The organism is Helicobacter sp. T3_23-1059, assembly GCF_053654515.1.
The window spans coordinates 41,227-60,424 of record NZ_JBSIUV010000008.1; the positions used below are offsets into that span (position 1 = coordinate 41,227).

The window sequence follows — 19,198 nt, forward strand, 5'->3', positions numbered from 1 at the left end:
AAAAATCGCTAGAAGTTATGTATATAACGCAGGGCAACACTATAAAATGTATATTTATAAGCATACCTATGCACATTTTTTGGAAATTCAAATGGCAAAAATGATATTCTAGTTCCTAATTCAAGGGTTTTACTAGAATCAAAAGTAGCGCGAAATCCTGCATTAAGCCCGACATCTAAATTTGTTGCGAAAGTAATGCTTGTATTTCCACCAAGTCCAAGCCCTACAAATCCGCCAAAATCTAAATCCTCTTTGCTTACAAAATTTCCTAGAAAATCTACATTTGCACCATAATTAAATATCATAAACTGCCCCTTACGCGCGTAATAACCATCTTTGTAATTCAAGTTTGCATAATATCTTACGCCAATATGTGGCGCGAAAAACTGCTTATACCCTACAAGCAATCCATAAGTCCCACCAAAATTATGCACTGTATGAGTGCCATTACCAAATTCTAACTGCGTAGGAGCGATATTTACCCCCGCTTCTAGCCCTGCAAAAGCCCCGCTTTTTTCGGCATTTGCCACGCTTATGCTAGCTAGGGTGCTAGCTACTGCTATGGTTAGATACTTTTTTTGCATTGTTTGTCCTTTTTTGTAGATTTGTGCTTTGCATAGCGCATTTGCACGAGGAGCAATGCTACAAAAAAAAAAAAAAAAACGGATTGTTAATGTGGCGTTTGTCGTGGGTTTAATGCGTAAAATCAATGTTTGTTTATTGCTACGCCTTTGTGAAAAATTTAGCACTTTATTTAGAATAAACTAGAATAAGATAAAAATAAATCAAGCATAGAAGTATCAAAGATTTTTTCTAAGCATATTTACAAAATCGTAGTCTTAATAGCGGTATTTAAGAGATAAAAAAGGCAAAATATTATCGCCTGCAGGGTTTATGTTTGGATATATTATGCGTTGGATTTGGTGCATTATTTGGGATAACAATCTCTTTTTCTTGTGCTTGAAATATTGTTGCTTTGTGTAATTCTTGCTTTTGTAAATCTTTTGCCATAGACATAAAGTTTTGTATATCGTTGTTGCGGATAATAGAAATATATTGCGCTTTACTATCTTTTTGGATTATCGCAGGTGGTAGATTTTGCTCTATGCAACTATATACGATTAGCAATCGTCCTATTCTGCCATTACCATCACTAAATGGGTGGATTTTCTCAAAGTGAATATGAGATTCTAAAATCGCTTGAAGTTTATCATCATCATTTTTTGCATTCTCAAATCTATGATATAGATTATTACACCATTCTTGCATAGCTGTTGGCACTTGATAAGGTGGAAGCGTCTCAAAAGTCGCACCTATAATGACATTTGGGACTTTTTTAAACTCGCCCTTATTGTCAAGCAAATTTTCTAAACATAGGGCGTGGAAGTGTTTTATGAGTTTTGGATTTAGCTGTTTTTTAGCATTTAGAGATTCTATAAGACATTTTAAAACTTGCTTATAATTTTTAACTTCGTAAAATTCTCTCATATTCATTTGCTTAGGAATATAATCATCTAGCAAAATACTAGCGGTTTCATCTTGCGTTAGTGTGTTGCCCTCTATGGCGGTGGAATGATGAGCCATACGCACGCATAAATCAAGCGCATATTTTTGATTATCTAAAAAATCTAAAAATTGCATTTTTATCCTTTAAGCAAAATGCCTTATTTATGGTAATTATATCATAAACACATTTTGCAAATTTTTTATCCCGCGCAAAAACACACAAACAAAAAAAGCATATTAAAAGGATAAATTGGGAGTATTAAGGGGACAAATTTTGCATTCAAAAAAAGCAAATAATCAAACTTTTAGCGTGGTAGATTTTATATTTTTGGGCGTAAAATCCCCTTTTATAGTAGCATTCATTATTTGTTCTTTGCGTGTAGTTGATTTGCGTAATTGATTTGTGTAGTTGAAGTATTCAAAGATTTTTTACATAATCCTAAATGTATGTAAAAAATACTAATGCTTACTCAAGCTATAAGCCACAATAAAGATTTAAACACACAAAAAAAATGCAAACTCCAGCATTATCTTTATCACACAATAAAGAGCATAGAAATCCATAAAACATTGTCATATTAAACGCGTAAGCGCGAAATATCTCTATTTTAATCAATATTTTGAGATGCTTTAGGCTAAAGCCCCCTCAGTATGACAAGCAAAACAAATCCGACAAGACAAGTCAAAAAAATTACCACGCAAAATCTAGCGCATTTCTAAATAAAATGCTTTTTTTTAATAAAACTCAAAAACAGCGTCTTGCTTGTTTTGCTTAAAATAGCGAAAATCCCAAAATCCATCGCAAAAACAAGCAACAAAGCAAAAAAAACAAGGCAAAAAGCAACAAAACAAAAATAAAAAAAAAGCAAAAACAAAACAAAGTCAAAAATCTACCAGCTAAAGCCACCACCGATTTTGACATTTAGATAGCTTGGCAATCTTAGACTATTAGATACCATAGGCATCGGCGTTAGATTTAGGTTGCTTTGCACGGCTATGTCTAAAAATCCTAAAATATTTAGCCCACCTGTCAAAATTATGCCCTCTTTTGTCGTGTCGCGGAAGTCATACATACTGCCAAACCTAAAATCCACATATTTAAAATCAAACATCACGCCCCCGCCTATCATTTGAGAATAAGGGCGCGTGGTAGAAAGCGTCTCATTTGCTAGCAAGTCCGCATCTAGCGCAAAAACTATGCGCTCCTTCCACAATGAGTAGCTCACCCCTGCCCTAACCTGCGTATTTAGCTCGATGGTTTTTTTGTTGGTTTTGATTTTGGGTGCGTTTAGATTTTTGCCTACAACGCCAAAGATTAGATTTTTTGAAAAACTAGGCATATATAGTAGCCCCGCATCCACGCCCCAAGTGGAAGTTTGCACAATGTCTTTGGTGCTAAAGCTGATTTTGCTACCTAGCGTATCTAGCGAGCCTTTTTCATCTAGTAAATACCCACCTGCGTGGATATATTTGCCCGCAACACCTAACCCAAATGTCCCAAATCTCGTATGAAACGCATATCCATAGCCTAGCGGGACTTCGGCTACTGCTAGCGTGCTAGCACTTATTTGATGATTTGCGTTTTTGCTTAGTGCGGAGTTATTGTCGCTATTCACTTGCTTTACGGTTACGCTATCTTTGCCTGCGGTTACTTCTATATGTGTGCTATCTTGGTTGATGATTAGCCGTTTATGATTTTCATCGATTTTTGCATTTGCGTTTGCATACGCGCTTGCTAGCAATCCTAGCGAAATCCCCCAATTATTGTTTTTGCCACTATAAGTGATGATAAGCCCATTTTGACTAGAGACACTAAAATCATTTTGATTTAGCATATTAAAGAGGGATTCCATATCGCGCAAAAACTTTTTTATCACATCATTTGAGCTAGCTTTTAGCGTGATTCCACCACTGCCAAGTATTTTGGTTAAGTCGATATTTTGACCATCACCACTGCCAAGTGTCTTAATCACACTGCCGATACTACTCTCATCTAGCGAATCTATAAGCCCGCTAAGTAACCCTAGAGAGCCATCTTTATCATCTTGTTTGTTTATGGATTCTTGTAGGGATTTTTTGACTGCATCGATTTTGCCATTTTTTTGCACCTCTGCCCAAGCCTTAGATACATCAGTTTCAGTGCCTGTGCCACCTGCTAGACTAGAGAGTTTTTTTGCCAAATCTTCCGTAGTTGGATTGCTACTTGTGCTACCTGTAAAATCTTTTAGCACTTTTTCAAACGAATCACTAAGCCCGCTTATTGTAGTATTTGCCTGAGGGCTAGCACCACCTCTAGCTTTGACACTTGCCGTTGTTGCTCCGCTACCTCCCGTGCCATTGCTACTAAATAGGCTACTTAGTTGATTTCCCATTTTTTCGATATTATTTGTATCAATGCTTGCTGCCCCTAGCAAATTTGTCTCTTTATATCCCGCACCAAAGCTATATGCAAAGCTAGATTTATTTACCACTCCTAATAACGCGGGGTTATAATACAACGCCCATTGGGATTGTTTGAGTGCTACGCCAGCACCCCCCATACCCGCAGATACATTGCCCACCCCGCCAAATTCTAGGGCATTTGCACTCTCAATGCTAGCAAAAGCTAATGCTAGAGAGATAACAATAGATTTTTTCGTATTTTTTGCGTGAAGTTTAGTGAAGCTAATAGCATATTTCATAGCCAACTCCTTAAAGTAGGGGATATTTTCAAAGTAAATTATATCAAATCCAAACAAAAAGAATGCCAAACAAGCCAAAAAACTAGACAAATTTTAGGGTTTTGCGACTTTTAGCGTTGCTTTGATTAGATTTTGCATTGATTTATTTTTAGATTTTACTAGATTTTAATGTGTGAAATACTACAATACAAACAAAAAAATAGATTGCCCACTAAAATGCAACTTTTAACAAAATCGCATTTTCTCGCAATGACTTTACCAACCCTAACCCAACGGGTTGCGAGGCGTTAGCCCAAGCAAAAGCCCTCTCCGCAAAAGGTGGGGCTTTAAGAGGCGTTGCCACTCTCGCAAGGGATAGGGAAATTTTGTCATTGCGAGATTTTGCGCAAGCAAAATCGTGGCAATCTATTTTATGGATTGCTTCGTTGTGGCTTCGCCACTGCCTCGCAATGACAAAAATACACATTTCAAAAACAAAGGAAAACAAAATGCCAAAACAGATTCAAACCTTAAAAAATATTGGATTTTTATCTTGCTTGCTATGGATTATCACGGTTTTTAGTGGTTGTGCCACAGATATAAAAAGCCTAGAAAAATTTGCCCACACTTATTACTATCAAGACGCAAAGCAAGCAAGTGAATTTGCGCTAAAAAAGAGTAATGACAAAGATTTGTTATGGCTAACTCAAGCGGGGGTTAGCGCGTTTAGCGCGGGGAGTGAAAACGCCATAGAGCTACTAGAAAAAAGCGAAAATCTATTTAGCAAGTATGAGGGGGAGGGACTGCTAGCAAAAGGTGGCGCACAAGTGGGCGCGACTATCGTAAATGACAATGCGATGGAGTATAGAGGCAATATGTATGAGGGGGTGTTTTTAAACTATTATAAAGCACTAGCCCAAATGCAAAAAGCTAATGAAAACGGTGATATGAGTGCTACACGCGTAGAGCTAAACCGTGCAAACGATAGGCAAAGGCGGACAAAAGACTACTATGCAAAGCAAATAAATCAGGCAATAAATGAGGAAAATGAGCGATATGCCAAAAGCAAGGCAAAAGGCGTAGTCGATAGAGATAGCTCGCAAAATAAAGCAAGCAGGGAGCTAGAATCCACTTATTCAAATTTGGCGAAATTTCGTGCGTTTGATGGGTTTATAAACCCTGCGGTAAGCTATATCTCAGGACTATTTTTTGCGCTAAATGGCGATAATAAGGGTATAGACTACCTAAAAGAATCCTATGGAATCACACAAAGTGAATCTATCGCACAAGACATACTCTATCTAAGTAGCGCAGATTTTAGGGCAAATGCAGAATCTAGCAGGGCATTTCGCGCTAGGGTTGTCAATGCTACAAATGATGATTTAGCAAACAACGAAAATAATTCAAATGATGAATCTAGCAAAATCTATGAAGCACATAAAGAGGAGTTAGAAAAGCTAGATTCTAGGGCGTTTTATACTTGGATAGTGCTAGAGGAGGGCAGGCAAGCGCACAAAAAAGAGTTTAAATTTTCCCTCCCCCTTATCACTTCAAATGGACTGTATCATTTTGGCATCGCCCTACCCCAATTTGTAGAGGGGGTAAGCTTTGCAAATGCCTACACCATAGAATCTAACCCAAAATCTAGCCATATAAACACAGAATCTATCGCGTTTTATGAGCTAGCAAATACCGATAAAATCATCGGCACAGAGTTTGAAAAACAGCTAAAAGCTATCATTGCGCGTGCTTTTGTCTCTGCTAGCCTAAAAGTCGCCACACAGCTAGGGCTTAGCAGTGGGCTTGGGCAGATAAATTCTGGCTTTGGGCTACTTGGCTCGCTTTTTGGGAGTGCTTATTCTATGCTAAGCACAAACGCGGATTTGCGCATAGCTAGCGTCTTGCCTCACAAAATCTTGCTAGCAAAAATGCAAAATGCAAAAATTAGCCACCAAACTCCAAACCAAAAAGACGCAAAAGAGGATTTTAGCTATGACATTTTTGCAGATAGGACGAAAATATCTAGCATAGATTTTAGCCTCTCTGCGTGCTATGAAATGTGGCAAACAGCAAATCAACCCGATAAAGAGGGCAAGACAAAGACACAAAAAAAGCGTGATAGAAAAAATACAATCTTGCTATGCCCTTACACGCATAATATCGTGTATCTACGACATACAAAAGCAAAAACTTATCATAAAATCCTTTTTTCGCGCTAGAATGCGCTAAAATTGCCTAGCACAAATATAGCCCGCGACAAATACGCAACAAACAAAAGAGAAGACGATGAAACTGCCAAAAATTGACTTTAGCAAATATCATTTGCCAAAATTTACTTTTTTACAACGATTTAGCCTGCCAAAAATCACTCTGCCACGAGATAAAAAGCAGCGATTTGCCATAATCTTTTTGGGATTTGGAGCGGTGCTAATTATTATGCTTTTGGGGGTGCTTTTTTATGCAAGCTATCAGCTAAAATCCGCCCTAGAAACCTCCATAAATGCGTATTTAGAACAAGCAAAAGAGGATATGCCTACGCTACAATACGCCCCTTTTAGCTGCTCTGGGGTGGCAAATATCTCTTGTGCTTCGCCATATATCGCCCTAGTAGGCGAAATACAAGCGAGGGACATCTCGCTAGGATTTGGCAAAATGGGGGATAAAAATAAGCTAAATGCGTGGATAGAAACAAAAGAAATAGAATTTATAAAAGACACTAGCGCACATTCGCTTTTGCGGGTGTTTTTTGCACTGCCAAAGGTGGATTTGAGTGATATTTTATCCCCCACTTACATAAACTGCGAGCTAGAAAATGTCCTGCTAGATTCTAGTTTTGTTGCTTTACAAAATCCACCATCTCAAATTATGCAATCCTCTAAAGACACGCAAGAGGCGCAAAATCTCGATTTTGCAAGCAAAGATTCTCGCACGCATATTTCACACACTGCCAAATGCAACCTAAAGGCACAAAATATGCGCTACTACTTCAAAGCACAAGCCCAACAAAGTTTGCAAATCCCCCACGAATCCAAAAACATAAAAGACATTCTCACACATATTTATAAATCCTACCTAAAAACGCCAAATGCCTTTATGGAGGAATCTAGGATATGGATAGATAGCATAAATCTAACGCTTAAGCCAAGCGGGCTAGATTCTGCCATAATGCAATGGCTAAAAAAACAACACCATATCATCGCACAAAATCCAACACAGCAAACACAAAATAATGCTAACAACACAAAAGAAGCGCAGGAAAAAATGGCAATGCAAGAGGAAATAAAAGCACAGGAACAAGCCTTAAAGGAGCGATTTGACAACGCAATAACAGAGAGCGCAAATATCGCTACTTATACATTTTCATTTGTCAGCACGAGCAAAGACACGCGCAAAGCGATAATGGAGGGGGTAAATAGCTTTAGCAATCTTTTGCAAGGAAAAAGCATAGAAGTAAGCTATGAATTTTTGCCAAAACATACGCGATATTTTCGCTTAAGCGACATTGTAAGCGCACCAAGCGCGGTGCTAAATCTCGCAAACTTTAGCCTAAAAGTCAGACAAACCCAAACGCCAAGCAAAGATTCTACAAAATCCACACAATCTAGCACAAAACCAAATGCCAAATCTAGCGTAGAATCTAGCGCGGAATCTAAAAAAGAGGACAAATAATAATGCAGAATCAAAAATATTTTTTGATTCTACTAAATTGATTTTGCAAAATAGTGCAAATACGGCAAACACTGAAAAATTTGCAAAATCTGCAAACAACACACCACAAAAATAAAACAAACAAAACAAGGAGGCAAAATGCACAAATCTAAAAAAGATAAAAAGCTACAAAAACGAAACAACAAAAAAGGACGCACAGGGCTAAAGCGCGTCCTAAACGCAAGCAAATATTCACGCGATGGATTTATAAGCGCGTGGAGGGAGGAGGAGGGATTTCGCCAAGTAACCGTGCTTTTTGTGCTATCTTTGGGATTTGGACTATGGCTTGGGCAAGGATTTTCCCAAAAGATTTTGCTTAGCTTTAGCGGGTTTTTATGCGTGCTAGTAGAATTATTTAACACCGCCATAGAAAATGCAATCGATCACACAAGCCTAAAACCTCACCCCTTTGCCAAAAAAGCAAAAGATATGGGTTCTGCTGCACAAACTTTAAGCCTCATATTTTTCGCACTTGTATGGGGGATATTTATCTATGAAGTGTATTTATAGTGATTGCTAGCTAGATTTTAGCTTGTTAGATTTTAGGGGAAAATTCGTCAAAATCTAGTTTGACAAAATCTATGCAAAATGTGTGAAAAATATGTCAAAAAGCCCTATTTTTTGGCGTTTTTTTTTTTTTTGTTTCTTTGTGTAGCAAACTTTTTAGTAAAAATTAAGTTGGTTTATAGCTTTGCTAAAGGAATAAAAACCTATAATTCTACTTTTTGTTTTACACTTATTTTACACAGCTTTTTTCTCACAAATCCCCAAACAAAGGCAACAACCCAATGCAAGACACACAAAATATCCGCAATATCGCCGTTATCGCTCACGTAGACCACGGCAAGACAACATTAGTAGATGGGCTTTTAAGCCAATCAGGCACATTTAGCGAGCGCGAAAAAGTCGATGAGCGCGTAATGGATAGCAACGACTTAGAAAAAGAGCGCGGTATCACAATCCTCTCCAAAAACACCGCCATAACTTACAAAGGCACGAAAATCAACATTATCGACACGCCCGGACACGCGGACTTTGGAGGCGAAGTAGAGCGTGTGCTAAAAATGGTCGATGGTGTTTTGCTGCTTGTCGATGCGCAAGAGGGCGTGATGCCACAAACCAAATTTGTCGTAAAAAAGGCACTAGGCTTTGGAATCCGCCCCATTGTCGTGGTAAATAAAATCGACAAACCCGCTGCTGAACCTGATAGAGTGGTAGATGAAGTTTTTGATTTATTCGTGGCGATGGGCGCGAGCGATGAACAGCTAGATTTCCCCGTGATTTATGCAGCAGCGCGGGACGGCTATGCAATCAAGAATCTAGAGGACGAAAAAAAGAATTTAGAGCCGTTGTTTGAAGCGATTTTGCAATCTGTCGCCGCGCCTAGTGGGAGTAGCGAAAATCCGCTCCAAATGCAGGTTTTCACGCTAGATTATGACAACTATGTCGGCAAAATCGGCATTGCGCGGGTGTTTAATGGCGTTGTCAAAAAGGGCGAATCGGTGATGCTTGCCAAGGGGGACGGCACAAAAGAAGTCGGTAAAATCACCAAACTCATCGGCTTTATGGGACTTGCCCGCACCGAGATAGAGAGCGCGGGAGCGGGAGATATTGTCGCTATTGCGGGGTTTAATGCCGTTGATGTGGGGGACTCCATAGTCGATAAGGACAATCCTATGCCACTAGACCCTATGCACTTAGAAGAGCCCACGATGAGCGTGTATTTCGCAGTGAATGATAGCCCGCTCGCTGGCACGGAGGGCAAACATATCACAGCAAACAAAATCAAAGATAGATTGCTTAAAGAAATGCAGACAAATATCGCAATGCGGTGCGAGGAAATGGGCGAGGGGAAATTCCGCGTGAGTGGGAGGGGCGAACTCCAAATCACCATTTTAGCGGAGAATCTTAGGCGCGAGGGCTTTGAGTTTAGCATTTCACGCCCCGAAGTGATTGTAAAAGACGAAGATGGCGTGAAAAAAGAGCCTTTTGAACATCTTGTAATCGACACGCCACAGGACTTTAGCGGGACGATTATCGAGCGACTTGGGCGCAGAAAGGCAGAAATGAAAGCGATGAATCCTATGGGCGATGGATTTACGCGATTGGAGTTTGAGATTCCCGCACGGGGGCTTATCGGCTATCGTAGCGAGTTTTTGACCGATACAAAGGGCGAGGGGGTGATGAATCATAGCTTTTTAGAGTTTCGCGCATTTAGCGGGAGCGTGGAGTCGCGCAAAAATGGTGCGCTCATCTCTATGGAAGCAGGCGAGGCGACAGGATTTTCGCTTTTTAATATTCAAGAGCGAGGGGTGCTATTTATCGCGCCACAGGCAAAAGTCTATGTGGGAATGGTGATAGGTGAGCACAGCAGGGACAATGACTTAGATGTCAATCCTATCAAAGCAAAGCACCTTACTAATATGCGCTCAAGCGGGGCAGATGAGGCGATTAAACTCGTCCCACCGCGTGATTTAACGCTAGAGCGGGCATTAGAGTGGATAGAAGAAGATGAGATTTTAGAAATCACGCCACTAAATCTTAGAATCCGCAAAAAAATCTTAGAGCCAAACGCAAGAAAACGCGCAAATAGCAAAAAGTAGTAATGCAAGATTAAAATCTAAAACACAGCCCAAGCATAAACAAAAATCTAACATAAGGAGTGAAGTCTGCGTATTTAGCATTTATGCCACAATCAAACATAAAACAAATAAAAATCACAAAATCAAATAGAAAACTAAAATGTTGCAGTTTTGGTTTTTTGCGCTTTGATTTTGCATTTTTTGTTTTGCGTTTTGATTTTGTGTGTCGTTTGCAAGTATTGTTACTTGCATTGCCTTTGATACAAACTAAAATCATCATTTAAGGAGATACGATGAGTATAAAAACAAAAACCCCAAAATCTATTTTAGAGCCAAGCAAGCAAACGCTAGAAAATAATGATTTTTTAGAAGCGATGAGATTTCGCCACGCTTGCAAGGTGTTTGATGCAAATAAAAAAATCCCACAAGAGCACCTAGACATTATTATAGAATCAGGCAGGCTAACTCCTAGCTCTTTTGGGCTAGAGCCTACTCGACTGCTTATCTTGCGAGATAATGACATACGGCAAAATCTAAAGCCACTATGCTGGGACCAAGCCCAAATCACAGATTGTAGCGAAGTGGTAGTGTATCTAAGCAAAATCGCGGATATGGCACACACCTCAAACTACGCCACGCAAATGTTTGAACGCAAGGTGGGCGGAAGCAAGCCAGAGGAAGTGCGAGCAAAGCTAAAAGCGTATAAAGATGAGCGATATGCGGGATTTTTAGCCAAAAATGGCTATGTAGATTCTAGCTCCATTTATCATTGGAGTGCGAAACAAGCGTATTTAATGGCAAGCTCGATGATGAATTGTGCTGCGTATTTGGGCATAGATTCTTGCGCGATTGAGGGATTTGACAAAGATGATGTCGAAGCATTTTTAGGGCTTGATAGGGCAAAAGAGCAAGTCGCATTGCTAATTTGCTTTGGATATAGAGTCTCTCCTCCCAAGCACAAAGCCCCTAGAATCGCATTTAACGAATTTGCAACCATACTCTAAAATATTTCAAAGGAACAGAAAATGTCAAAACCATTTACAGTCATCAAACGAAACGGCAGAAGCGAAGTCTTAGATATAAACAAGATCAAAAAATATACCTCAAGCGCAGTAGCAGGCTTAAGTGGCGTTAGCCAAAGTGATTTAGAAATGGACGCTAAGCTACATTTCCGCGATGAAATCACCACAGAAGAAATCCAACAAACCCTAATCAAAACCGCCGTAGATAAAATCCAAATGGAAGCACCAAATTGGACTTTTGTCGCAGCAAGATTGTTTCTTTACGACTTATACCATCGAGTAAATGGCTTCACAGGATACAAACATTTAAAAGACTATTTCGCAAACGCAGAATCTCAAGGCAAAGTCGTGCGTGGGTTAAAAGAAAAATTTGACTTAGAGTTGTTAAATTCTAAAATCGTGCCTGAACGCGATTTGCAGTTTAATTATCTTGGCATTAAAACACTTTATGATAGGTATCTAATCAAATCTAGGGATAACAACCCTATCGAATTGCCCCAACATATGTTTATGGCAATCGCAATGTTTCTCGCACAAAATGAAAAAGATAAAAATGAGTGGGCAATCAAATTCTACGATATGATTTCTAAATTTGAGGTGATTTGCGCTACGCCCACGCTTGCAAACGCACGCACACCGCGTCATCAGCTAAGCTCGTGCTATATCGGTAGCACGCCTGATAATATCGAGGGAATCTTTGACGCTTATAAAGAAATGGCGTTGCTTAGCAAGTATGGCGGGGGAATCGGCTGGGATTATTCTAAAGTGCGCGGACTTGGGAGCTTTATCGATGGGCATAAAAATGTAGGTGGCGGAGTCGTGCCATTTCTAAAAATCACCAACGATGTCGCTATCGCTGTAGATCAGCTAGGCACGCGCAAAGGCGCAATCGCCACTTATTTAGAAGTGTGGCACAATGATGTAGAAGAGTTTATTGATTTGCGAAAAAATAGCGGTGAAGAGAGACGCAGGACGCACGATTTGTTCCCTGCGCTTTGGATTTGTGATTTGTTTATGAAGCGCGTAGAGGAGGACGCACTTTGGACGCTTTTTGACCCATATCAATGTCAAGAGCTTACAGAGAGCTATGGCGAGAAATTTGAAGCAAAATATATTGAGCTAGAAAATAACCCCGAGATTATCAAAAAACACATAAAAGCAAAAGAGCTGTGGAAAAAGATTCTCACTAATTATTTTGAAACAGGAATGCCATTTTTGTGCTTCAAAGATAATGCCAATCGTGCCAATCCAAACGCACACGCGGGAATCATACGAAGCTCAAACCTCTGCACCGAGATTTTCCAAAACACTAATCCTAGCCACTACAAAGTAGAAATCGAATTTGAAGATGGCAAAAAAGTAACTTATGAGGAAAGTGATGAAATCACTACTGATGATGGCATAAAAAAGAGGGCAAACAAGCTAACCTCGCTAGATTCTATCAAAGGCAAAAAAATCTATATTTCTACCAAAATCAAAGAAGGTGGAAATACCGCCGTATGCAACCTAGCAAGCATAAATCTAAGCAAAATCTACACAAAAGAAGACATTGAACGCGTGTTGCCAATAGCAATTAGAATGCTTGATAATGTGATAGATTTAAATTTCTACCCAAATCGCAAAGTCAAAGCCACAAATATGCAAAATCGCGCCATAGGGCTAGGGGTGATGGGAGAGGCAGAAATGCTAGCCACTAAACAAGTGCAATGGGGTAGCCAAGACCACCTAAATCTAATCGATAGCATAATGGAAATGATAAGCTACAACGCGATTTTATCTAGCTCTAATCTTGCAAAAGAGCGCGGAAGCTATGAGCAGTTTAAGGGGAGTAATTGGAGTAAGGGGATTTTCCCCATCGATGTAGCAAACAAAAACGCGCTTAGCCTAACGGATAAAACGCTTTTTGATGCTGGATATAGCTGGCAGGAGCTAAAAGCAAAAGTAAAATCTCAAGGTATGAGAAATGGCTATCTTATGGCGATTGCGCCGACAAGCTCTATTTCTATCCTTGCAGGGACGACACAAACTATCGAGCCTGTGTATCAAAAAAGATGGCTTGAGGAAAATCTAAGCGGTGTGATTCCCGTAGTCGTGCCAAATCTAAACCTTGATACGATAAACTACTATCCAACCGCATATAGTTTGGAGCAAAGCCTCCTAGTGCGCGCTGCTGCCGTGCGACAAAAATGGATAGACCAAGGGCAAAGCCTAAATATATTTTTACCATCTGGCACAGTGAGTGGAAAACAGCTAAATGACATATATATGCTAGCGTGGAAGCTAGGACTAAAATCCACATACTACCTGCGCTCAAAAAGCCCTGAAATCATAGACAGAGACTTAGAGTGCGAAAGTTGCCAATAAAAGCAAAATCGATAAAAACAACAACATAACGGAGTATCGATGAAATTTGTAAGTGTCATAATGGGAAGCAAGAGTGATTATGAAGTGATGAGTGAATGTCTAAAAGTGCTAGAATCTTTTGGGGTAAAATATGAGGTGCTTATCTCATCGGCACACAGAAGCCCAAATCGCACCCACGAATATGTCAAAGACGCAGAATCTAGAGGCGCGCAAGTCTTTATCGGTGCAGCAGGTATGGCTGCTCACCTAGCAGGTGCTATCATCTCCCAAACCACAAAACCAGTAATCGGCGTCCCACTAAAAGGTGGAATCCTAGATGGACTTGATGCGTTATTATCCACTGTGCAAATGCCATCATCTATGCCTGTGGCAACGATGGCAGTAGGCAAGGCTGGAGCGATAAATGCAGCATATCTCGCCATACAAATCCTAAGCCTAAATGATGAAAATCTAGCCCAAAAACTCCGCCAAGATAGGCAAGAAAAACAAGAAAAAGTCGCTAAAGATTCTGCTTCAATCGAAGTTAGGCTATCTTAGGATTTTCTAAAAACGGGGGGAATGACTTTTGCTGTGAAATGCCTAAAATCTAACACCTAAAATCCAATAAAGGGAATATAATGGAATCCAAAGCACCTCCAAAAGCGTGGATAGAATTTAGCGAATTTCTCAAACTCTCTGGCTTAGAAGAGCAAAAAGTGCTCGAAATGATAGAAAATGGCTTAATCACAAGCAAAGAGGAGGGCGGACAAAGGCTAATCGAAGCAGAGAGTAGCTCAAACGCGCTCGTGCAACGCGTGCAAACAGGACTTACTTCTGCGGAGACAAATGGTGGCTCTTATGACCCTGTATTTGTGGAGCGCACGATTCACACGATTATGGGGCTACACGACAAAGTCATAAGCGCGAAAGATGAAACCATAGCTGCTTTTAAAAGTGAAAATAGCTTCCTAAAAGACGCGCTTATCTCTATGCAGGAAGTCTATGATGATGACAAAAAAACCATAGAAGTAATGCGCGAGGAGCTAAGCCACGCTAGAGAAGAGCTAGAATTTATGAAGCGAAAATATAAACTAATGTGGGGCAAAGTATCTGATTTAGGCAATGCCAAAAGCTAAATATTGCGCTAGAATTTGCTAGATTTTGATAAAAAATGGCTAAAATCGATTTTTTACAAACATTTTATAAGGAAATACAAAATGAAATTTTTTAGCATAGATATTTACGGGGGGGGGGGGCAATAATCTCTATCTAACTTCTAAAGCAACTTTTTTTACACTTCTTTTTGGCTTTTTTGTAAAAATCACGCAACTTTTGACACAAGAAAAAGAAGCAAATCTAGCAAAAACCACGCTAACACCAACTACACAATCTACACCAGCCACACAATTCACGCCTTTTTTAAGATTCACACAATTTGCTAGATTTGCAAGATTTACGCGATTCGCGCTTAAAGGTTTGCTATGCAAATCATAGCGCATAGGGGATTTTGGTGCGATTCTGCACTACAAATCGCCCAAAATCGAACTCCAAATTCGCTTGAATCTTTTGAACGCGCCTTTCAAAATGGCTTTGGCGTGGAGAGCGATTTGCGCGATTGTTACGCAAATCTTGTCATTAGCCACGACATACCAAACGCAAACGCGATTCACGCAAAGCAACTTTTCGCGCTTTATCAAAAATTTGCGCGTGAATCTAACACAAATCTTACAAAACTCCCACCCCTTGCGCTAAATATCAAAGCCGATGGACTGCAAAATCTACTTAAAAATCTTTTAGAAAAATATCAAATCCAAAACTACTTTTGCTTTGATATGAGTGTGCCTGATATGCGATATTATGCGCATTTTGGACTTACATTTTTCACAAGGCAAAGCGAAATCGAGCAAACCCCCGCACTTTATGACGAAGCAGAGGGCGTTTGGTGCGATGAATTTTACTCGCATTGGATTAGCGAAAGCACAATTTTAGCGCATTTGGAGAATGGCAAAAAAGTCGCCATTGTTTCGCCTGAACTTCACAAACGCGACCACAAAAGCGCGTGGCACGATTATAAGCAAATCCTATATTCGCACAATTTGCAAGATAATAAAAATATTTTTCTATGCACGGATTTTCCGCATTTAGCGCGAGAATTTTTTGCAAACTCCACCACAAAGGACTTTTTGAAATGAAACCACACAAAATCAAAGCAATTATTTTTGATATGGACGGCGTGTTGATTGACGCAAAAGAATGGCATTTTGTCGCGCTAAATAGGGCGTTGCAACTCTTTGGATTAGAGATTTCACGCGAGGCACATTTAAGAGAATATGACGGACTGCCCACACGCACAAAATTAGAGATGATTTCAGCGCGAAAATCCCTGCCACGCGCACTTCATAGCTTTATAAACACAATGAAACAAATCTACACGATTGAGGCGATAAATTTGCATTGCAAACCAAATGAGATTCGCACAAATGCGCTAAAAAGCCTAAAAAATGACGGCTATCATCTTGCACTTTGCTCAAATTCGATAAGTCAAACCATTGAATCTATGATAAAAAAGTCCAATTTAAGCGAATTTTTGGATTTTTATCTATCCAATGAAAGCGTGAAAAATCCCAAGCCAAGCCCTGAAATATACCAAAAGGCAATTGCGCGTTTAAATCTATCTCCGTGCGAAGTGCTAATAGTGGAGGATAATATCAATGGAATCCGTGCTGCAAAAGCAAGTGGCGCGTTTGTAATGAAAATAGGGGATATTGCGGAGGTAAATTATGAAAATATTAAGTGCGTGATTGCGAAGTGCGAAAATCTATGCGAATCTTGCCACGAATCGCAAAATTCGCGCAATTTACACAATCCAAACTCTAACACAAAGGATTCTAAATGAATAAAATCTGCTTTATAATGCCCATTTATCCGCCACATTTTGAGTATGCAAACGCCTTTTTGCGCTCATTTTTCACATATAGATTTGACGCACAAGCAGATTTGGCGTTTGTTTTCACAAATGCAGATGAAGCAAGGGCATTTAAAAATATCAATTTTGCGCATTTTTATAAAACGCTCATTTTGCCTAAAATCTTGCGCACCACGCGTGAAAATGGCATTATCAATATCAAAAAATTTTACGCACTTAAAAAGCTACACAAACGCTACAAATACCTAATCATCATTGATAGCGAAAGCGAGCTAATAAAAAGCGTGAATCTAGCGCAACTTTGCGATGAATTTTACGCAAATAAGCTACTTTTTGGCAATGCCACGATTTGCGATTCAAGCGAAATAAAAGCGCAAAGTAAGAAATTTTTTGTCGCAAAATCCACGCAAAAAATCCCAAATGATGATTTATATTTTTGGTTTAATCAACCCTGCATTTACAAAGGCGACTTTGTCGCAGAATTTTTCAATGCTACGAATCTAGCGCAAACACAGGACTTTTTGCGACTAAATTTTTGGAGTTTTGATTTTTATATTTATGGATATTTTTTGCTTCTTTATAAAGATTTTAGAATCGAAAATGTCGAATGCGTGGCGGGTTGGGGATTTTTGGAATGCGTAGATTTTGCCCCACAAAGCGAGAAATTTAAAGAGTTTGCGTTTTATTGTTGCCACTATGATTTATTAACGCGATTGAATACGGACAAATTATTTTTAGTTATCCAAAAAGACAAGCACAAGCGCGATTTGGTGGATTTGGTAGATGAAATTTTCGCGTATCATTTAGGTGCGATTTTTGCGCGATATGGCACGGATTTGATTAGTCAAATGCGCTTAATGCTAATGCTTGGCACAATAAAGCGCATTTTTAAAATAAACAAACGCGCTTTTTATAAATGCGCAGAATTGAACCAATCTTTGCGACAAAACGCGATAAAAGATTTGCAAATTTATATCAAATCAAGCCATCTATACGAATCTGTGGAATACAAAATAGGCGATTCGTTTATCAAAGCCTTAAACGCCGTGAATCATAATGGGGGGGATCGCTTGTGGCGTAAATTACGCAAATGCCTTAAACCACCCAAATTTCTGCACGAGTGGAAGTTTATATTTTGGGATTTGCGCGTGATTTTAAAACAAGGGAGCGAAAATGCAAGTTTTTAGTTTGGATTCGATGACAAAGGGTTGGTTTGTGGGAGATTTTAGCCCCTGTGTGTTTGGGACAAATGATTTTGAAGTGGCGGTGAAATATTACAAAAAGGGCGAGTGCGAATCGCGCCATTATCACAAAATCGCTACTGAAATCACCTGCATAGCGCAAGGACGCGTAAAAATGAATGGTGTAGAGTTTAGCAGTGGCGCAATCGTGGCATTAGAGCCAAAAGAAAGCACGGATTTTATCGCATTAGAGGATACTATCACGGCTGTTGTGAAAATCCCAAGTGTGAAAAATGATAAATTTTTAGGCGAGTTTGTGGAAACAAACACGCACAAAAATTGTCATTTTGAGCAAAGCGAAAAATCTCATAAAAAAACCACGCAAAACACAAGAGATATTTCGGCTTTTTCAAAGCCTCAATATGACAATTTTCAAAAATTCACAAATGACGCAAAATCTAGCACAAAATCAAAGGATAAAAAATGTTAAATATCGTAATCCCAATGGCAGGGCTAGGCTCACGCTTTACAAACGCTGGATTTACCACGCCAAAGCCATTTATCAAAGTAGGTAAGGCACAAACGCCGATGATTGAGTGCGTCTTGCAAAATCTATCCACGCCACAGGCGAGATTTTATCTCATCGCCTTAAAGTCGCATTTAGTGCAAGAAAAAACGCTCATTGATAAACTCACACACAAATACAATGCGGAATTTATCGGCATTGAGAATCTCACGCAGGGTGCGGCTTGTAGTGTGCTGTATGCGAGTGAATTTATCGATAATGACACGCCCTTGCTTATCGCAAACTCCGACCAAATCATTGATATAAATATAGGCGATTTTATCGTGCAGTGCGCAAATCGTAAGCTTGATGGTGAAATCTTGTGCTTTGTGGATAAGACTTGCAATCCAAAGTGGAGCTTTGTGCGCGTGGATTCGAGCGGATTGGTGCGTGAAGTGCGCGAAAAAGAGGCGATAAGTGAATTTGCCACGAGTGGAATCTATCTTTTTGCGCGTGGAGCGGACTTTGTAAAATCTGCCAAAGAAATGATAATGCAAAATGAGCGCGTGAATGGCGAATTTTATGTCGCGCCCACCTACAACTACGCGATTAAAAACGGCGCAAAAATCGGCATTTATGAGATTTCGTGTGAATCTATGCACGGCATTGGCACACCGCAGGATTTGAGCGAATATGAGCGATTTTTGGAATGGAAATGATTTTTTGTAAAAAAAATTACCCACCCCCTTAATCCCCCTCCGCAAG

The 19,198-nt window shown here is 39.6% G+C and carries 17 protein-coding genes; 13 read left to right on the top strand and 4 right to left on the bottom strand.

The genetic code is table 11. The features are described 5' to 3' along the window. Positions 1 to 8 precede the first annotated feature (8 nt). The 4 genes from ACWIX0_RS03820 to ACWIX0_RS03835 all read right to left on the bottom strand — a co-directional run bounded on the left by ACWIX0_RS03820 (position 9) and on the right by ACWIX0_RS03835 (position 4,653). The gene (locus ACWIX0_RS03820; RefSeq protein ID WP_454172088.1) at positions 9 to 584 is read right to left on the bottom strand and encodes an outer membrane beta-barrel protein; all 576 of its coding nucleotides are present in this window, start codon (positions 582 to 584) and stop codon (positions 9 to 11) included. A gap of 292 nt (positions 585 to 876) precedes the next feature. Continuing rightward, positions 877 to 1,641 (bottom strand): Fic family protein, encoded by a 765-nt coding sequence (locus ACWIX0_RS03825; protein ID WP_454172090.1) that lies wholly within the window; start codon positions 1,639 to 1,641, stop codon positions 877 to 879. A gap of 755 nt (positions 1,642 to 2,396) precedes the next feature. Then, positions 2,397 to 4,187, bottom strand: coding sequence for a conjugal transfer protein TraF (traF, locus tag ACWIX0_RS03830; protein WP_454172092.1), 1,791 nt, complete (start codon positions 4,185 to 4,187; stop codon positions 2,397 to 2,399). A 211-nt stretch (positions 4,188 to 4,398) separates the two neighbouring features. Next, the gene (locus tag ACWIX0_RS03835) at positions 4,399 to 4,653 is read right to left on the bottom strand and encodes a hypothetical protein (protein WP_454172094.1); all 255 of its coding nucleotides are present in this window, start codon (positions 4,651 to 4,653) and stop codon (positions 4,399 to 4,401) included. Between the two features lie 22 nt (positions 4,654 to 4,675). Here ACWIX0_RS03835 and ACWIX0_RS03840 point away from each other — a divergent pair, with 22 nt between their 5' ends. The 13 genes from ACWIX0_RS03840 to ACWIX0_RS03900 all read left to right on the top strand — a co-directional run bounded on the left by ACWIX0_RS03840 (position 4,676) and on the right by ACWIX0_RS03900 (position 19,152). Beyond that, positions 4,676 to 6,385, top strand: coding sequence for a hypothetical protein (locus tag ACWIX0_RS03840; RefSeq protein ID WP_454172095.1), 1,710 nt, complete (start codon positions 4,676 to 4,678; stop codon positions 6,383 to 6,385). A gap of 67 nt (positions 6,386 to 6,452) precedes the next feature. After that, positions 6,453 to 7,835 (top strand): hypothetical protein, encoded by a 1,383-nt coding sequence (locus tag ACWIX0_RS03845; RefSeq protein WP_454172097.1) that lies wholly within the window; start codon positions 6,453 to 6,455, stop codon positions 7,833 to 7,835. Between the two features lie 138 nt (positions 7,836 to 7,973). Further along, positions 7,974 to 8,384 carry a diacylglycerol kinase gene (locus ACWIX0_RS03850; RefSeq protein WP_454172099.1) on the top strand — a complete coding sequence of 137 codons (411 nt, stop codon included), beginning with the start codon at positions 7,974 to 7,976 and terminating at the stop codon, positions 8,382 to 8,384. Positions 8,385 to 8,662: 278 nt separating this feature from the next. Beyond that, positions 8,663 to 10,477 (top strand): translational GTPase TypA, encoded by a 1,815-nt coding sequence (gene typA, locus ACWIX0_RS03855; protein ID WP_454172101.1) that lies wholly within the window; start codon positions 8,663 to 8,665, stop codon positions 10,475 to 10,477. A 272-nt stretch (positions 10,478 to 10,749) separates the two neighbouring features. Then, a complete protein-coding gene (locus ACWIX0_RS03860) occupies positions 10,750 to 11,460 on the top strand; it encodes an NAD(P)H-dependent oxidoreductase (protein WP_454172103.1) in 711 nt (236 codons plus the stop codon). A gap of 21 nt (positions 11,461 to 11,481) precedes the next feature. Next, positions 11,482 to 13,842, top strand: coding sequence for a ribonucleoside-diphosphate reductase subunit alpha (locus ACWIX0_RS03865; protein WP_454172105.1), 2,361 nt, complete (start codon positions 11,482 to 11,484; stop codon positions 13,840 to 13,842). 39 nt (positions 13,843 to 13,881) lie between these two features. After that, the gene (purE, locus tag ACWIX0_RS03870) at positions 13,882 to 14,379 is read left to right on the top strand and encodes a 5-(carboxyamino)imidazole ribonucleotide mutase (RefSeq protein ID WP_454172107.1); all 498 of its coding nucleotides are present in this window, start codon (positions 13,882 to 13,884) and stop codon (positions 14,377 to 14,379) included. 80 nt (positions 14,380 to 14,459) lie between these two features. Next, entirely contained in the window at positions 14,460 to 14,957 is a 498-nt protein-coding gene (locus ACWIX0_RS03875) for a DUF3972 domain-containing protein (protein WP_454172109.1), read from the top strand. 345 nt (positions 14,958 to 15,302) lie between these two features. Further along, positions 15,303 to 16,013, top strand: coding sequence for a hypothetical protein (locus ACWIX0_RS03880; protein ID WP_454172110.1), 711 nt, complete (start codon positions 15,303 to 15,305; stop codon positions 16,011 to 16,013). Next, positions 16,010 to 16,717 carry an HAD family hydrolase gene (locus tag ACWIX0_RS03885; RefSeq protein ID WP_454172112.1) on the top strand — a complete coding sequence of 236 codons (708 nt, stop codon included), beginning with the start codon at positions 16,010 to 16,012 and terminating at the stop codon, positions 16,715 to 16,717. Before ACWIX0_RS03880 ends, ACWIX0_RS03885 begins: the two co-directional genes overlap by 4 nt. Next, positions 16,714 to 17,934: a hypothetical protein gene (locus ACWIX0_RS03890; RefSeq protein WP_454172114.1), complete on the top strand. Its 1,221-nt coding sequence runs from the start codon at positions 16,714 to 16,716 to the stop codon at positions 17,932 to 17,934. Before ACWIX0_RS03885 ends, ACWIX0_RS03890 begins: the two co-directional genes overlap by 4 nt. Next, on the top strand, positions 17,921 to 18,418 hold the full coding sequence (locus ACWIX0_RS03895) for a hypothetical protein (protein ID WP_454172116.1): 498 nt from the start codon (positions 17,921 to 17,923) through the stop codon (positions 18,416 to 18,418). Before ACWIX0_RS03890 ends, ACWIX0_RS03895 begins: the two co-directional genes overlap by 14 nt. Then, on the top strand, positions 18,412 to 19,152 hold the full coding sequence (locus ACWIX0_RS03900) for a glycosyltransferase family 2 protein (RefSeq protein WP_454172117.1): 741 nt from the start codon (positions 18,412 to 18,414) through the stop codon (positions 19,150 to 19,152). Before ACWIX0_RS03895 ends, ACWIX0_RS03900 begins: the two co-directional genes overlap by 7 nt. Positions 19,153 to 19,198 lie beyond the last annotated feature (46 nt).

Bases quoted from the DNA above. Each gene is read 5' to 3' on its own strand.
- ACWIX0_RS03880 (WP_454172110.1), top strand. From the start codon at position 15,303: ATGCAAATCATAGCGCATAGGGGATTTTGGTGCGATTCTGCACTACAA.
- ACWIX0_RS03875 (WP_454172109.1), top strand. From the start codon at position 14,460: ATGGAATCCAAAGCACCTCCAAAAGCGTGGATAGAATTTAGCGAATTT.
- ACWIX0_RS03840 (WP_454172095.1), top strand. From the start codon at position 4,676: ATGCCAAAACAGATTCAAACCTTAAAAAATATTGGATTTTTATCTTGC.
- ACWIX0_RS03900 (WP_454172117.1), top strand. From the start codon at position 18,412: ATGTTAAATATCGTAATCCCAATGGCAGGGCTAGGCTCACGCTTTACA.
- ACWIX0_RS03860 (WP_454172103.1), top strand. From the start codon at position 10,750: ATGAGTATAAAAACAAAAACCCCAAAATCTATTTTAGAGCCAAGCAAG.
- purE (WP_454172107.1), top strand. From the start codon at position 13,882: ATGAAATTTGTAAGTGTCATAATGGGAAGCAAGAGTGATTATGAAGTG.
- ACWIX0_RS03835 (WP_454172094.1), bottom strand. From the start codon at position 4,653: ATGTGTATTTTTGTCATTGCGAGGCAGTGGCGAAGCCACAACGAAGCA.
- ACWIX0_RS03895 (WP_454172116.1), top strand. From the start codon at position 17,921: ATGCAAGTTTTTAGTTTGGATTCGATGACAAAGGGTTGGTTTGTGGGA.
- ACWIX0_RS03825 (WP_454172090.1), bottom strand. From the start codon at position 1,641: ATGCAATTTTTAGATTTTTTAGATAATCAAAAATATGCGCTTGATTTA.
- ACWIX0_RS03885 (WP_454172112.1), top strand. From the start codon at position 16,010: ATGAAACCACACAAAATCAAAGCAATTATTTTTGATATGGACGGCGTG.
- traF (WP_454172092.1), bottom strand. From the start codon at position 4,187: ATGAAATATGCTATTAGCTTCACTAAACTTCACGCAAAAAATACGAAA.
- ACWIX0_RS03820 (WP_454172088.1), bottom strand. From the start codon at position 584: ATGCAAAAAAAGTATCTAACCATAGCAGTAGCTAGCACCCTAGCTAGC.
- ACWIX0_RS03850 (WP_454172099.1), top strand. From the start codon at position 7,974: ATGCACAAATCTAAAAAAGATAAAAAGCTACAAAAACGAAACAACAAA.
- ACWIX0_RS03865 (WP_454172105.1), top strand. From the start codon at position 11,482: ATGTCAAAACCATTTACAGTCATCAAACGAAACGGCAGAAGCGAAGTC.
- ACWIX0_RS03890 (WP_454172114.1), top strand. From the start codon at position 16,714: ATGAATAAAATCTGCTTTATAATGCCCATTTATCCGCCACATTTTGAG.
- ACWIX0_RS03845 (WP_454172097.1), top strand. From the start codon at position 6,453: ATGAAACTGCCAAAAATTGACTTTAGCAAATATCATTTGCCAAAATTT.
- typA (WP_454172101.1), top strand. From the start codon at position 8,663: ATGCAAGACACACAAAATATCCGCAATATCGCCGTTATCGCTCACGTA.